This window comes from Streptomyces sp. LX-29, assembly GCF_029541745.1.
In the GTDB taxonomy this organism is placed as follows: domain Bacteria; phylum Actinomycetota; class Actinomycetes; order Streptomycetales; family Streptomycetaceae; genus Streptomyces.
Genome location: NZ_CP089746.1, coordinates 3,045,114 through 3,060,127, shown reverse-complemented (window position 1 = coordinate 3,060,127; position 15,014 = coordinate 3,045,114). Strand labels below are relative to the sequence as shown.

Annotated in this window: 12 protein-coding genes and 1 pseudogene; 7 read left to right on the top strand and 6 right to left on the bottom strand. The window is 74.1% G+C overall.

Annotation, left to right across the window (positions count from 1 at the left end):
- Positions 1-40 precede the first annotated feature (40 nt).
- Complete coding sequence (locus LRS74_RS13040; protein WP_277741172.1) at positions 41-1,198, bottom strand: NAD(P)/FAD-dependent oxidoreductase; 1,158 nt, start codon at positions 1,196-1,198, stop codon at positions 41-43.
- A 150-nt stretch (positions 1,199-1,348) separates the two neighbouring features.
- On the opposite strand from LRS74_RS13040, the gene LRS74_RS13035 reads away from it, so the two are divergent.
- Positions 1,349-1,813 (top strand): OB-fold domain-containing protein, encoded by a 465-nt coding sequence (locus LRS74_RS13035; RefSeq protein ID WP_277741171.1) that lies wholly within the window; start codon positions 1,349-1,351, stop codon positions 1,811-1,813.
- Between the two features lie 99 nt (positions 1,814-1,912).
- The gene (locus LRS74_RS13030; protein WP_277741170.1) at positions 1,913-2,497 is read left to right on the top strand and encodes a GNAT family N-acetyltransferase; all 585 of its coding nucleotides are present in this window, start codon (positions 1,913-1,915) and stop codon (positions 2,495-2,497) included.
- Here the strand turns inward: LRS74_RS13030 and LRS74_RS13025 are convergent.
- From LRS74_RS13025 to LRS74_RS13010, 4 genes are all read right to left on the bottom strand, one after another.
- The gene (locus LRS74_RS13025) at positions 2,469-2,597 is read right to left on the bottom strand and encodes a hypothetical protein (protein ID WP_277741169.1); all 129 of its coding nucleotides are present in this window, start codon (positions 2,595-2,597) and stop codon (positions 2,469-2,471) included. The two genes, LRS74_RS13030 and LRS74_RS13025, sit on opposite strands and share 29 nt — an antisense overlap.
- Positions 2,598-2,639: 42 nt before the next feature.
- Complete coding sequence (locus tag LRS74_RS13020; protein WP_277741168.1) at positions 2,640-3,350, bottom strand: pyridoxal 5'-phosphate synthase; 711 nt, start codon at positions 3,348-3,350, stop codon at positions 2,640-2,642.
- A 512-nt stretch (positions 3,351-3,862) separates the two neighbouring features.
- Complete coding sequence (locus LRS74_RS13015; RefSeq protein ID WP_277741167.1) at positions 3,863-5,125, bottom strand: acetyl-CoA acetyltransferase; 1,263 nt, start codon at positions 5,123-5,125, stop codon at positions 3,863-3,865.
- Positions 5,126-5,204: 79 nt separating this feature from the next.
- Entirely contained in the window at positions 5,205-5,981 is a 777-nt protein-coding gene (locus tag LRS74_RS13010; RefSeq protein ID WP_277741166.1) for a VOC family protein, read from the bottom strand.
- Between the two features lie 280 nt (positions 5,982-6,261).
- Here LRS74_RS13010 and LRS74_RS13005 point away from each other — a divergent pair, with 280 nt between their 5' ends.
- Both LRS74_RS13005 and LRS74_RS13000 read left to right on the top strand, forming a co-directional pair.
- Positions 6,262-8,064, top strand: coding sequence for an acyl-CoA dehydrogenase family protein (locus LRS74_RS13005; RefSeq protein WP_277741165.1), 1,803 nt, complete (start codon positions 6,262-6,264; stop codon positions 8,062-8,064).
- Positions 8,061-8,522, top strand: a pseudogene (locus tag LRS74_RS13000) (nitroreductase family deazaflavin-dependent oxidoreductase); the annotation flags it as partial. The gene LRS74_RS13005 and the pseudogene LRS74_RS13000, both read left to right, overlap by 4 nt.
- A 408-nt stretch (positions 8,523-8,930) precedes the next feature.
- Here LRS74_RS13000 and LRS74_RS12995 read toward each other — a convergent pair.
- Complete coding sequence (locus tag LRS74_RS12995) at positions 8,931-9,578, bottom strand: TetR family transcriptional regulator (RefSeq protein WP_277741164.1); 648 nt, start codon at positions 9,576-9,578, stop codon at positions 8,931-8,933.
- A gap of 463 nt (positions 9,579-10,041) precedes the next feature.
- Between LRS74_RS12995 and LRS74_RS12990 the strand changes: the two genes are divergently transcribed.
- From LRS74_RS12990 to LRS74_RS12980, 3 genes are all read left to right on the top strand, one after another.
- A complete protein-coding gene (locus LRS74_RS12990; RefSeq protein ID WP_277741163.1) occupies positions 10,042-10,839 on the top strand; it encodes a VOC family protein in 798 nt (265 codons plus the stop codon).
- A gap of 193 nt (positions 10,840-11,032) precedes the next feature.
- Positions 11,033-13,711, top strand: coding sequence for a PQQ-binding-like beta-propeller repeat protein (locus tag LRS74_RS12985; protein ID WP_277741162.1), 2,679 nt, complete (start codon positions 11,033-11,035; stop codon positions 13,709-13,711).
- Positions 13,712-14,403: 692 nt separating this feature from the next.
- Complete coding sequence (locus LRS74_RS12980) at positions 14,404-14,955, top strand: hypothetical protein (protein WP_277741161.1); 552 nt, start codon at positions 14,404-14,406, stop codon at positions 14,953-14,955.
- Positions 14,956-15,014: the final 59 nt, after the last annotated feature.

The window sequence follows — 15,014 nt, the reverse complement described above, 5'->3', positions numbered from 1 at the left end:
CCGGCTCGGGCCTGGTTGGGGTCTGGCGTCGGCGGCAGGGTCAGCTGTCGCCGTGGGCGATGGCCTTGGCGATCTTGCGGGCGTCGATGGCCAGCTCGCGGAGCATGCCGCTGATGGGGTTGGTGTACCCGGTGAAGTGCAGGCCGGGGGCGGCCGGGATGGTGCGGGGGCCGTGGGCGAGCGGGCGGCCGCGGGAGTCGAGCACGCCCAGGTGTCCGACGACGCGGTCCAGGCCGCGCTCGTAGCCGGTCGCCGCGATCACGACCTGTGGGTTGATCCGGCTGTCGTCGGCCAGGATGACCTTGTCCGTCTCGAACGAGTCGACGGCCGGGACGATCTCGATCCGGCCCGCGCGTACCGCGGCGACCAGTCCGATGTCCTGAACCGGGATCGCCCCCTGGAGGGCTCGGGAGTGCAGCCCGGTGGCCGGTCGTGGCAGCCCGCGGTCGGCCAGGTCCGGGATGCTCACCTTCGCCAGGGTGCGCGCCGCGCGGTCCACCACGCAGGGCGGCATGCGACGCATCATGATGCCCGACGCCTGGGCGGGCCAGCCGGCCGTGGAGCGGCGCAGGATGTGCGGGACGGTGCGCACGGCGAGCCGCACTCGCGCGGCGCCCCCGTTGACGAGGTCGACGGCGATCTCGGTGCCGGTGTTGCCGGCGCCGACGACGAGCACGTCCATGCCCGCGTAGGGGCGCGCGTTGCGGTACTCGCTGGCGTGCAGCAGTTGGCCGGTGAAGGCGGTGCGGCCCAGCCACTTGGGCATCCGGGGGGTGTGGTTGAAGCCGGTGGCGATCACCGCGGCGCGCGAGGTCAGCTCGCGTCCGCCGGTGGCGCGCAGCAGCCACCCCTTGCCGTCCGCCGTCCGGTCGATGCGGGACACGGCCACGCCGGTGACGATGTCCAGACGGTGGTGCTCCGCATACTGCTCCAGGTAGCGGACGATGTCGTCGCGCGACACCCAGCGCCCGTACGCGCGGGGGATCGGCAGGCCGGGGAGTGCCGACAGGCGACGCGTGGTGTGGAGTCGCAGCTCGTCGTAGTGGCCCCTCCAGGACGAGGCGACGGCGTTGGTCCGCTCTAGGACGATGGTGCGGACGCCCCGCCGTTGGAGGGCGGCCGCCGTGGCGAGCCCGCCGGGTCCGGCGCCGATCACATACACGGGTGTGGAGGGGGTGTGGGTGGTTGTGTCGGCCATGGGAGGTGAGCGTAGTCGGATAATTGACGAGTATCGGTCAAAGTGATTCCGAATCGGTTGCGGATGGGTCACAGGCCGCGCATGCGCCCTCTTGCGCCGGTGCGTGCATTCCGCTGAACTGACACAGTGTCAGGAGGAGGGGGTGCTGACATGGGCTCCGACTCGTCGGAGGGGGCGCCACCGCGCTCCACTGCGCCGATCGGTGACGGGCCGCGCTTCGACCTGCCCGACGTCGACACGTTCAGCCGCGTGTACTGGGACGCGGCCGCGCGGGGCCGGCTGCTGATACGTCGCTGCTCGACGTGCGCGCGGGCGCACCACTACCCGCGGGAGTTCTGTCCGCACTGCTGGAGCGAGGACGTCCGATGGGAGCGCGCCGACGGCGCGGCCACCCTCTACACCTGGTCGGTGGTGCACCGGAACGACCTGCCGCCGTTCGCCGCCCGCGTTCCGTACACCGCCGCCGTGGTCGACCTCGCCGAGGGGCCCCGGATGGCGACCGAGGTCGTCGACTGCGCGGCGGAGGACCTGCGCGTCGGCATGCCGCTCCGTGTCGCCTTCTGCCAGGTGGCCGCCGAAACCCCGTTGACGGTCCCCGTCTTCCGGCCGTGTTGAATGGCCGCGGGGGTGGCCACTGGGGTGGCCGGGGGTGGACTGCGGCGTGGGCCGCGGTCGGGTTGTCCCCGGGTGTGGCGGAACCGGGAGGAGAGGCGCGTGCTCAAGCCGGTCGCGTTGGAGATGTACGGGCTCCTGCTGCGTCCCTGGGAGAGACGGGACCTGGACGCCGTCAGGCGCGGACTGGCCGACCCGGACTTCCGGCGCTGGAACACCGTGGACTCGCCACCGCCCGACGAGGACGGCGCCCGTGAGTTCCTGGCGTCCCGCACCGCCAACTGGGAGCGCGGAGTCGGCGCCTCCTTCGCCGTCACCGACCCCACCGGCGACGTCGTGCTGGGCCACATCAACATCGGGATGATCGACTTCGACGCGCACCGCAGCGGGCGCGTCGGCTACTGGGTGCTGCCCGAGGCCCGAGGCCGCGGCATCGCCTCCCACGCCCTGGAGGCGATGACCCGCTGGGCCTTCGGCGACCTGCGGCTGCACCGGCTGGAGCTGGGGCACGCGGTGGGCAACGACGCCTCCTGTCGGGTGGCCGGGCGATGCGGCTACCGCTACGAGGGCGAGCTGCGCGGGGCGATGTTCGACACCGGGGGAGTGCCCCGCGACATCCACGTCCACGGCCGACTCGCCACCGACCCGTTCCCACGGCTCACCGGCATCGCCGTTCGCCCCACCTGACGTCGCCGAACCCGGTCGGCATCTTGGTCGCTCCCACGTGGTCCGGCATCGTCACCGCGCCGATCGTCACCGCGCCGATCGTCACCGCGCCGATCGTCACCGCGCCGATCGTCACCGCCGGCGCGAGCCCGCGCGCCGCGCCTCAGGGCCAGAGCAGTTCGCGACGCCATCCCGTGCCCGCGGCCCCCGCGCGGCGGTAGCGCAGCCGCACGTGCCGGCGCTGTCGATCGCCCTGGTAGAACTCCACCTCGTCGGGCACCAGCAGATACCGCGTCCAGGTCGGGGCCACCGCGTCGGGCTCCCGCGCCACGCGCGCCCGCGCGGTGTCGAAGGCGCGGATCAGCTCCTCGTACGAGTCGAGGACCTCGCTCTGCCGCCCGACCAGGGCGGCGACCAGCGCGTCGGGGGATCGGCGACGCAGATCCGCCGCGCTCTCCTCCGGTCCGGCGGTCGTGACCGGCCCGCTGACGCGCACCTGGCGGCCCACCGCGGCCCAGTAGAAGCCCAGCGCGGCATACGGGCGGTGTGCCAGTTCGCGCCCCTTACGACTCGTACGGTGGCTGCCGAAGTGCCAGCCCCGCTCGTCGGCGTCGTGCAGCATCACCGTGCGCAGGGAGGGCCGGCCGTCGGCGTCGGCAGTGGCGAGGGTCATGGTGTGCGGTTCGGGCGCGCCCGCCTCGGCGGCCTCGCGCAGCCAGCGACGGAAGAGCGGCAGCGGCTCCACGGGGGCCTCCTCCGGGACGAACCCGGGCAGTTCGCCGGCGCCGGCGCGGAGGCTGTGCAGCAGCTGCCGGAAGGCGCGCCCCTCCTCGTCCTCGTCTCCGCCCCTACGGCCGTCCTGTTCCGCGTCCATCGCCCGCCCTTCGCCTGTGCTCGCCGTCCGCCACTGCCACCCGCTCGCGCGGTAGCCCGCTCGCGCGGTAGCCCGCTCGCGCGGTAGCCCGCTCGCGCGGTAGCCACGTCGTGCGTCGTCCGCCGCGCGGGGGCCCGCTGCGCGCGCTCGCCGCGCGGGCGCCCGCGGCTCGCCGTCCGGCCCGCGCGGTAGCGCGTTTCCCGGTATGGGGGAGGTGACGGCGGTGATCGTGTCGTGGTCCCCGCCATAGTGCAGCACGGTGCCGCTGTGCCGCTGTGCCGCTGTGCCGCTGTGCCGCCGTGGCGCCGTTGCGGCGGTCGGGGCTGGCTGCGCGTGACCGGGCGACCGTACGGCACTCGCCGTGTGCCCGTGTGCCCGTGTGCCCGTGTGCCTGACCGCCTGTCTGCCTGTCCGCCGTGTGCCGGTCCGTCTGCCGCGCGCCCGTGCGCCGCCCGCGTCCCGTGCGCCGGTGCTGGGCGAGCGACCCTCTCCCCTTTGGGCGCCGTGCGGCGCTAGTCGCGCCCCAGGACGACCGTCCCGGCGGAACAGAACCAGCCGCCCGTTCCCGAGGCGACCGCCAGCCGTGGTGGTCCGCCGTCCGGACGGCGCACCTGCCGGGACCCGGCCTCCCCGCGGAGTTGTCGTACCGCCTCGACGAGGAGGAAGAGTCCGCGCATCCCCGGGTGGCAGGCGGAGAGGCCGCCTCCGTCGGTGTTGGTGGGCAGGGCCCCGCCGAGGGTCAGCCGGCCCTGGGCGACGAACGCCCCACCCTCGCCCTTGGCACAGAAGCCCAGGTCTTCAAGGGTCACCAGGGTCATGTAGGTGAAGGCGTCGTACACCTCGGCCACCTCGATGTCCTGGGGCCGTACGCCCGCCCGCGCGAAGGCGGCGCGTCCCGCGCGGGCCGCCGGGGAGACGGTGTAGTCCTCCCACTCCGACAGGGCGCCGTGCGAGACGCAGGTCCCCGAGCCCAGGACCCACACCGGTGGTGTCGCGGTGTCCGGTACGCACTCCTCCGCCGCGAGCAGGACCGCGCAGCCGCCGTCGGAGCGGACACAGCAGTGCAGCCTGGTGAAGGGGTCGGCGATCATCGGGCCGTCGAGCACCTCGTCCACGGTGATCGGCGTACGGAACAGCGCGTCCGGGTTGTGCGCGGCGTTGGCCCGCGTCTGGACGGCGATGTCGGCGAGCTGCTCCAGGGTGGTGCCGTACCGGTGCATGTGGCGGCGGGCCGCCATCGCGTACTTCGCGATCAGGGTGTGGCCGTAGGGGGCCTCGTACTGCAGCGGCCCGCGCGTCCCGAAGGAGAGGTTGGCGGTGCGACGGCCCGCGGCCAGGTCCGCGCGGGCGGTGGAACCGTAGACGAGGAGTACGGCGCGCGCCTGGCCGGCGGCGATGGCGTCGGCCGCGTGGGCGGCCATCACCTCCCAGGTGGCCCCGCCGACGGAGGTGGAGTCGACCCAGGTGGGCCGCAGCCCCAGGTAGCCGGCCAACTCCGCCGGGGCCAGGGTGCCGAGGCCGGCCGAGGCGAAGCCGTCGACCACGGAGCGGTCCAGGCCGCTGTCCGCGAGGGCGCGGCGGGCCGCTTGGGCGTGCAGCGCGTAGGGCGTGGTGTCCGCGACGCGTCCGCAGTCCGCGAGCGCGACCCCCACGACGGAGACGCGCCGCCCGCCCTTCCGTATCGCGCCGCCGAGGCGGCCGGTGCCACCCGCGTCGCTGCCGCTGCTGGAACCGCCGCTGCCGCCGCCGTGGGTGCCGCCCGTGCCGTCAGCCATGAATCTGACGGTACATCAGATAATCCGGACCCGCCCAGGGTGCGGCGATGGGGGCGCGGCGGGTGGCGTCAGGGCAGCGTCAGGGGGCCGTGATCACCGTGAAGGCGGCGCCCTGCGGGTCGCGGAGCGCGGCCGTGCGCCCGTACGGGGTGTCCCTCGGCGCACGGAGGACCGTGCCGCCGCGGCGCGTGACCTCGGCGGTCGTGGCGTCGGGGTCCGTCACCGCGAAGTAGGTCCTCCAGTGCGGGGGGATCCCGGGCGGATGCTTCTCCCCCATCGTCGTGATGCCGCCGACCTCGCGGTCGTCGACGCAGAAGGGCGTGTAGTCGTGGCTGCCGGCTACGGGTTCGCCCACCCGCACGCCGAAGACCGTCGAGTAGAACCGGCGCGCCCGTGGGGCGTCGCCCGTGACCAGCTCGTTCCACACCACCGTGCCCGGCTCGTTGACGAGTGCGGCGCCGATGTGGAGCCCCGCCTCCCAGACGCCGAAGACCGCCCCCGTGGGGTCCATGGCCACCAGCACCCGGCCCATCGGCCGGACGTCCATCAGCTCGGTGATCTGCTCGCCGCCGTCGGCGCGGATCGCGGACAGCGTCGTCTCGGCGTCGTCGCAGGCCAGGTAGGGGGTCCAGGCGACCGCCGGGGGCTCGCCGTTCTCCGCGGCCGAGCGCCGCACGATGCCCGCCACGGGCTTGCCGTCGCGCTGGGCCTGTGTGTAGTGGCCGAACTCGGCCGGGCCGACCTCGTACTCCCAGCCGAACAGTCCGCCGTAGAACTCCATCGCCGCCTCGCGGTCGGAGGCGTTCAGGTCCACCCAGCACGGTGTCCCCTGGGCGTACGAGCTGACCTCGCTCATCGTTCCTCGATCCTCGTCGCGTCCTCGGGCGGGCAAGCGCGCCGCGCGGGGCGCCGGCGCGTGTCGCGCGGGACGCTCGACGCTCCGTCGCGCGGGGCGCCGGCGCTTCAGGCGAGCCGTGGCGGCCGGCCTGCCGCCGCTCATGCTGGCAAACGGGCCCCGCCGCCCCGCGCGGGCGCGCGGTGCCTCCCACGCGGCTCACTCCGATGGGCGGAGGTCTGGGAAAGTGCGCGCGAGCTCCCTACTATGACGCTCCGTCAGAAACCGAGGGGGTGCGCCCATGGACGCCGCATTCACCCGGGAACAGGACGCGATGCGCCGTACTCTGCGCGCGCTGCTGTCCCGAAGCTGCACGCCCGATGACGTCAAGGCCGCGGTCCGCACCGGCCCGGGCTATGACGTCGAGCTGTGGCGGCAGCTCGCCGGACGCCTGGGGCTGGCCGGTCTGGCGGTACCGCGCGCGTACGGGGGCGTGGGCTGCGGCCCGCTGGAGCTGGCGCTGGCCTCCGAGGAGGCCGGCCGCGCCCTGCTGCCCTCGCCCCTGCTGGCCACCGCCGTCCTGGTCGTCCCGCTCATCGCCCGGCTCGGTACCCCCGCCCAGCGCGCCGCCCTGCTGCCACGCATCGCCGACGGCCGGCTGACGGCCGCCCTCGCGGTGCCCGGCGAGTGGCTCCCGACGGCGCTCGGCCTGGTCGGCACGGGCACACCCGGCGCCGGGGACTGGGCCGGCGGCGGCCGGGCCGGCGGGGTGCAGGCCCGCGAGACGGCGGCCGGATGGCGGCTGTACGGGCAGGTGGACCAGGTCCTCGACGGTCACCGCGCCGACCTGCTGCTGGTCGCAGCCCGCACCGGAGGCTATACGCGAGGTCGCACCCTGCTGTTCCTCGTCCACGCCGAGGACCGGCCCGGCCGGCACGCTCAATCGCGGCCCGCGCGGGACGCGGAATCGCCGCCCTGCCGGCACCCCGAATCGGCGGCCGCCCGGCACCCCGAATCGCCGCCCGCGCGGGCCGCCGGAGCGCCCCCACGGCACCCCGAGGCGCTCGCGCGGGACACCGGAGCGGGGTCCGGTCGCCACTCTGAAGCGGGCGCTGATGGTCGCCCCGGGGCGTGGTCCGGCGCGAGCCCCGAACGGCGTTCCGCGCGGGATGAGACCTCGCCCGGACCGACCCGCGCGGCGTCCGGTCTTGTGCGCACCCGCTGTACCGCGCTGGACGAGACCCGCGCCCAGGCCCGTATCCAACTGCGCGACACTCCGGCGGAGTTGCTGGGCCCCGGCGACTGGGCCGCGTGCGCCGCGGAGCTGGTGCGGCTGGGCGGGATCGCGGCGGCGGTGCTGGCGGCGGAGGCGGTGGGCGCCGCGGACCAGGTGCTGGAGCGGACGGTGCGCTACGCGCGGACGCGCGAGCAGTTCGGGCGACCCATCGGCTCCTTCCAGGCGGTCAAGCACCGTCTGGCCGACGTCCACGTCCGCGTGCAGGCGGCCCGCTCCGCGGCGTACTACGCGGCCTGGGCGGCGAGCGTGGCCGATGACGACACACAGGGCGCGGCCGAGGGGAGTCGGGCGGGCGCCGCCACGGGCGGCACCCGGGAGGACGCCTCCACCGACCGCCCCCGGGCCGGCATGGGCGACGGCGGTTGCCGGGCCCGAGCGGCCGCGGCCGGCGGCGCCCGGACCGCCGCGGGCGGCGGCGTCAGGACAGGCGCCAGCGCCAGAAAACCCGCCTACGGTGCCGCCGAAGCCGAAGCCGAAGCCGAAGCCGAACGCGAAGCCCAGGTCGAAGCCGAGGTCGAAGCCAAGGCCGGAGTCGGAGCCGGAGCCGCGGTGGCCGGCGGACTGGCCCTTGCTCAGGCGCTGGAGGCGCTGCGAATCGCGGCGGGGGAGGCCGTCCAACTGCACGGAGGTATCGGCTTCACCTGGGAGCACGAGGCGCATCTGTTCTTCAAGCGAGCGGCTTCCGACGAGCTCCTCTTCGGGCCCGTGCACCGGTTGCGTGCGGGCGCGGCGGAGCGGGCGGGGCTGTTCGCGCCGACGACGAGGGCCGGGGCCAGGGCCTCGGCTCGGGAGGCGGTGACGGTGTGACGACGCGTGCCGGACGCTGGGTGCAGAAGGTCTCGTCGAGCAGGGCGTTCGCCAGGTTCGCCCCGCGTGTCATCCCGGTCATGGACCGTGCGGTACACCGGGTGACCCGTGGCCGCGTGCTGCCGCTGACCTCCATGCTGCCGGGGGTGATCCTGACGACGACGGGCGCCAGGAGCGGCCTGCCCCGTCGTACGCCGCTGGCCTGTCTGCCGAAGGCCGACGGCTCGTGGATCGTCATCGGCAGCAACTTCGGACGCCCCGTCGAACCGGCCTGGACGGGGAACCTGCTCAGGCACCCGGATGCGGAGATCAGCTGGCGGGGGCGCGACATCCTGGTGCGGGCGCGGCTGCTGGAGGGCGCCGAGCGGGAGGCGGTGTGGCGGGAGGTGCTCGCCTTCTGGCCGCCGTACGCGACGTACCAGGCGCGCGCGGGCCGACGGATTCGGCTCTTCCGACTCACCGCCCGCGAGGGCGGGTGGAACCCCGAGGGCGGGCGGAGCGGCGCGGGCGGGGCGGGCCGCCGCCTGACGGGCGGCGCGGGGCAAGGCCCGGGAGGCGGTCCGGGACAAGGCCCGGGAGGAGGCCCAGGCGGACGTCCAGGCGGAGGCCCAGGCGGACGTCCGGGCGGGAGTCTGGGGCACGATCCAGGGCCGGCGCCGCGATGACAGGACACGGGGCGACGGGCCCGTCAGGGCCGTCCCACGTGGGCGGCGGGGCCGTGGAGGCGTGGGCGGGGGGTGCGGAGGTGGGGGGTGGCCGAACCCGTCCGCCGGGGGACTCGCTGGGAGACCCTCATCGGAATGTCCTATAAGTCGACGGCTTCGATCGCCATGCGATCGGCGCGCCTCATAGGGCCTCGGGTGCGCCTACTTGGTCGGCTTTCGGCCGGTCATACCGAGGTGCACGATCAGCGCGAGACTCGGCTTGAGCTCTGCCTGCTTGACGCCCCAGCTCTGGAAGCCCTTCTGGTGGCTGGCGACCGCGGCCAACATCGCGACCAGTGAGCCCGCGATGGCGGCGGGGTTGTAGTCCTTGTCGACCCTGCCCTTGGCCTGGAGGTCCTTCACCGCGTCCGTGAGGGAGTTGGTGACCGCGTTGAGCACCTTCATGCGGATCTTGTAGAACCGCTTGTCCCCCTCCGCGGCGCCGAGGTCGATCACGCGCAGGATCGCGTCGTTCCTGCGCCAGAAGGAGAGGAAGCCGTCCACCAGTTCCTCCGCCGCCTGCGAGCCTGCCTTGCCGGCCCACGAGCGCCCGGCGACCAGATCGGTCAGTGCCGCGCCCTCCTTCGCCATCTCCTCGGCGATCTCGAGGACGGCGCCCTCGACGTCGGGGAAGTACTGATAGAAGGTCGCGGGTGACGTACCGGCCTTGCGCGCGACATCGATGACCTTGACGTCTCGGTACGGGGAAGAGCTGAGCATTTCGCCGAGGCAGTCGAGCAGCTTCTGCCGCGTCGCCTGCCCGCGCCGTCCGGCCACTCGGCCGTCGACGGTTCGTACTTGTCCTGTCATGCCGTCAGCTTACCGAGGGGTGATCTGAGCGCGATTCGGCTGCGTGCAAATGGGGTTAGCCCCCGTGATTCCGCGGCTACCGCGCTGAGCAGGCGCTTTGTAGGGGCATACGCTACGTGTGGGGCAGACGTCAGGCAGTGGGCAAGCGCCTCCGCCATACGGGTGAATGTTGTTATCAACAGCCTGTGGACAACAATGGTGGACGAGCGCGCCACGCGCTCAGATGAGCCCTTTGGTGACGATCCCCCGTTAGCGTGTCGACGGGGATACTCCTCGCATTCATCACCATTCTCTGTAATCCCGTGTCATCCTCTGTGATCCTCAGTGATTTTCTGTAATCCCCTAGGTATCTCGCGAACCCTGCAAACCATGTAAACCATCCATTCGCCGCGAACCTGCGAACCCGCGCGCTCCCGCGAACCCGCAGTCGCCGTGAGCCCCGCACACGGGAGGGACCGGACCCATGGCCACATTCCAGGAAGGCGTGCCCTGCTGGGTGGACGCGCTGCTGCCGGACGTCGAGGCGGGCAAGCGCTTCTACGGCGAGCTGTTCGGCTGGACCTTCCAGGCGGGCGGCCAGCGGCACGGCTCGTACATCCAGGCGTTCCACCACGGTGAGAACGTCGCCGCGCTGACGCCCAAGCCGGACGGCCGGATGCCCACCGTATGGAACGTCTACTTCGCCACGCCTGACGCGAGCGGCGCCGCCGCACGGATCGCCGCGGCGGGCGGTCAGATCATCACGGCGCCGATGGCGGTGGGGGAGTTCGGGGTGCTGGCGACGGCGGCCGACCCCGGGGGCGCGGTCTTCGGTCTCTGGCAGGCGGGCACCCACGCCGGCTTCCAGGAGAGCGGCGAGCCCGGCACCTACGTCTGGACCGAGGTGTACATCCGCGATCGCGACAAAGAGGCCGTCGACGCCTTCTACTCCGCGGTGTTCGCCTACGAGGGCCTGGACGCGAGCGAGGAGGGCATCGACTTCGCGGTGTGGTCGCCGGCCGGCACGCGGCCGGGACCCGACGCCGCGGTCATGGGTCGCGCGGTCCTGCCCAAGGCCGTCCCCGTCGAGATGCCGGCCCATTTCCTCGTCTACTTCCGGGTCTCCGACTGTGACGGGGCGGTGGAGACGGCCGCCCGGCTCGGCGGCCGGACGATGGCCGCGCCGCAAGACACGCCGTACGGGAGATTCGCGATCGTCGCCGACAATCAGGGCGCGATGTTCGCCGTCATCGACACAGACCGGGTGACCAAGGGGGCGTAACAGCACGAAGTGGACCGCTTGGAGCGGTGTGTCGGGCTTCGTCGTATCCGTCGATGACACGACGAATCGGCCCCGGGTTCGCAACGGTCGCCTTCGCCAGGGACAATGCAGGATGCGTGCCGCCGGTTGGTTTGTCGGTGAGACGCTGCACGGGGCTGTTAGTTTCGAGCCCCTACGGGGAGGTGGCAGGCAAGTGGTGGAGCAGCTGACGCAGCACGACCCGAGACGGATCGGCCCGTTCGAGGTCCTGGGCCGGCTCGGTGCGGGCGGCATGGGGCTGGTCTATCTGGCCCGCTCGGCATCCGGCCGGCGGGTGGCGATCAAGACGGTGCGGACCGAGCTCGCCGAGGACCAACTGTTCCGGGTGCGCTTCACCCGCGAGGTGGAGGCCGCCCGCGCGGTCAGCGGTTTCTACACGGCCGCGGTCGTGGACGCCGATCCGCGCGCCGCCGTGCCCTGGCTGGCCACCGCGTACGTCCCGGCACCCTCCCTCGAGGAGATAGTGAACGAGGCGGGGCCGCTGCCGGCCCAGGCGGTGCGCTGGCTGGCGGCCGGCATCGCCGAGGCGCTCCAGTCCATCCACGGCGCGGGTCTGGTCCACCGTGACCTCAAGCCGTCCAACGTGCTGGTCGTCGAGGACGGCCCGCGCGTGATCGACTTCGGTATCGCCTCCGGCGTCTCCAACACCCGGCTGACGATGACCAACGTCGCCGTGGGCACGCCGGCGTACATGTCGCCCGAGCAGGCGCGCGACTCCCGCAGCGTGACGGGCGCCAGCGACATCTTCTCGCTCGGCTCGACCCTGACCTTCGCCGCCACCGGGCACGCCCCGTTCCACGGCGCCAACCCGGTCGAGACCGTCTTCATGCTGCTCCGGGAAGGCCCGGACCTGTCCGGGCTGCCGGAGGAGCTGCGGCCGCTGATCGAGTCCTGCATGCAGATGGAGGCCGACCGCCGCCCCAGCCCCGCCGACCTCCAGTCGCAGCTGGCGCCGCACCTGTTCGCCTCCGGCGGCGACGACAGCGGCACCGCCTCCGCCTGGCTGCCCGCCAGCGCGGTCGCGCTCATCGAGAGCCGGCGCGGCGGGCGGCCCAGCGGCGGAGCTGGCGGCTCGTCCGGGCCCGGCGCTGGAGCGGGCGCGCCGGCGGGACCCGGCGGCCGGTCGGCCGTGCCGCAGCGACCCGAGCGGCCGCCCGCATACGCCCCGCAGGGCGCCGGTGCGCCCGCCGGCGGCTCCGGCTGGGAGCCTTCGCCGGCGGGCGACCCACGTGGCGGGCTGCGCGCGCCCGAGGCCGCGAGCCCGGCCAGCCAGGTCAGCTCCGCGAGCCCGCCCGGGCGCCACGCGGCCCCGGCCGCCGCTGCGGCCGCCCACGCCCCCGCACACGCCGCCCATCAGGGCCCCGTCCCGCAGCAGGCCCCCGCGCGGGCGCCGCTGCATGGCGGCGAGCCCGCCGTCGGCTCGCCCGGGCCCGAGGGACAGGTGCGGCTGCCCGGCTCACAGGTGCCCATCGGCCCTGGGCCGCGGGTCTCCGACGCGCTCGACGCCCCGCCGCGGCAGGACGCCGGCCAGTCCACGCAGTGGGTGCGGCCGCCCGCCGGCGCGCCCTCGTCGAGCGGTGCCGGGCCCCGCGCGGGCGCCGACGGCGCACCGCTGGGGGCCGTGCCCCCGCCGCCGGCCGCTCCGCCGGGAGCGGACGAGGCCGGGCCCGCCGCGCCCCAGGAGCCGCCCGGCCCGCCGCGCTGGCGCCCGTGGCGGTTCCGGATGTCCAACGACGTCTGGGGCACGCCCACGGTCGCCGGCGGGCTGCTCTACGTCACCTCCTTCGAGGTGCACGCGCTGGACGTGGCCACCGGCCGCCGCCAGTTCAAGACCCGCGACGTGGCCTGGGCGATGGACGTGTCCGACGGCCGCATCCACGCCTCCGACGGCCCGACGCTGTACGCGCTGGACGCCACGGACGGCGCCGAGCGCTGGCGACTGTCCACGGACGGCTGGGTGTACTCCCTGAAGGTGGACCGCGGCACCGTGGTCACCGGCACGCGCGGTGGCGGAGTCCAGGCGTGGGAGGCCGCCAACGGCGAGCTGCTGTGGGAGATGCAGGGCGCCCAGACCGACTTCGAGACCCCGGAGTCGGGCCCGGTCGTCCATGACGGCACGGTGTACGTGTGGGCCGACGCGCGGCTGCGCGCGCTGGAGGCGCGCACCGGCGCCGAGCGCTGGTCCTACCCGGTGGGCGACGCCGCCTCCTGCGGAGGCGTCCCGATCCGGCTGCTGTCCGCCCCCGACGGCGTCGTGTACGTCGCCGCGGGCACGCGCGTACTGGCCATCGACGTCGCGCGGGGCGACGTGCGCTGGCGGTTCGAGGCCCCCGCGGTGTTCCTGAGCCCGCCCGCGTACGCGCCGGGCCCGGCGGTCACCGGCGGCGGTGTCTACATCGCCGACTACCTGGGCACGGTGTACGCCCTGGACGCGGCCAACGGCCGCGACCGGTGGCGCATCGCCACCGAGTCGCGTCAGTCGATCGCGCCGGTGCTCATCGCCGGCGGCTCCATCCACCTGGGCAGCGGCAGCGCGCTGTACACCCTGGACGCGGTCACCGGCACGCCCAAGTGGCGCTTCGCGGCGGGCGGCGAGGTCATCGGGGCGCCGGTCGTCGCCGACGGCCGGGTGCACTTCGGCTCCGCCGACCACTGCCTCTACACGGTGGACGCGGCCGGCGGCCAGCTGCGCTGGAAGCTGGCGACCGGTGGGGAGATCACCGGCTCGCCGGTGGCCGCCGGGGGCGTCGTGTACGCGTGCAGCAAGGACCGCTGCGTGTACGCCCTGGACGCGGTGAAGGGCACCGGCCAGTCCCGCTCGGCGCGCCAGTAGCGCGGCCGCGGGCCCGTAGCGCGGGCGCCCGCCGTGGTGTGACCGCAGGTCGGTAGCGCGGACGCCTGCCTTGGTGTGGCCGCAGGTCGGTAGCGGGGTGTACGCCGTGGCGTGGCCGTAGGCCGGTAGCGAGGACGTCCGTCTCCGCGCGGCGGCGCGCCGTAGCGCGGGCGTCCGCCGCCGGGCCGGGTACGGCCGCGGTCTGGCGCCGCGGGGCCCGGCGCTGTGGTGGGCCTGCTTCCGTCGTGAACCCGGTGTCGCCGTCGCCCGCGCGGGGTGCCGCCACGGCGTCCGCTGCCGCTGGTGGGCGTCGCACGGGGCGCTGTGGCGCCCTCACCGACCTCTGTCGTCAACCTCCTCTGCCGTCGCCCGGCTCACGACCGACTTGAGGCGGCTTCAGGCTCCTCGGGGAGAGGCGGCCCCGAGGGCGGCCCTTCGCGGCGGTCCGCTGGGGGCCGCGGCGGTCCGCTGAGGCCCGCGGAGGGCCGCCGAGTGCCTGGTGGGCGCCCCGTCGCGGCGGGCCGGCAGGCGGTGTTTCCCGTGGTTTCCCCGCCTGTCCACCCGCTGAGCAGGTGACTTGGGGGTAGCAAGGGCCGTTGGCTATGGTGGCGTGCACTTGTCAACCGCTCTCTGGTTGGCTGGATTCTGTCTGTACAACGGGGGTTTCACCGATGCAACGCCGTCATATACGCGTGGTCGCGGCTGTCGCGGTCGTCTTCGTGGCGCTGACCGGAGCTCGGCGCTCGGGTGGCGGCGGCTGCGACGACGACAACGACGGCGGCGGCAGCAGCTCCTCCGGCGGCTTCACCTCGGGCGGCGTCTCCTCCGGTGGCGGCGACAGCACGGGCGGCGACGCCTCGTCCTCCACCGGTCTCACCGGCGGGCCGTCCGACATTCCCAGCCTCGACCCGACGCCCTCCTATACCTACTCCGCGCCGCCCACGTACAACCCGGACGCGACCAGCGAGACCAGCGCCACCAACTGCGACTACAACCAGTCGTCGGGCAAGCTGGTCTACGACGTCAAGGTCACCAACACCGACCCGTCGCGGAGCTTCCGCTACTCGATCAGCGTCAAGTGGACCGACGACGCGACCAGCGGCCTCCTCGGCTACGACTCGCAGTCCGTCACGGTGCTGCCGAACAGCAACCAGTCGTTCACGGCGGAGTCTCCGTACACCTTCAGCAAGCAGACCAACTTCACCTGCCAGATCAGCCTGGCCATGAAGTCCCCGGTCAGCTGAGCCCGCGCGGGGGGAGTCCGGCCAAGGGAGTTCTCCCAGCGGGAGCTGACGGCCCACGG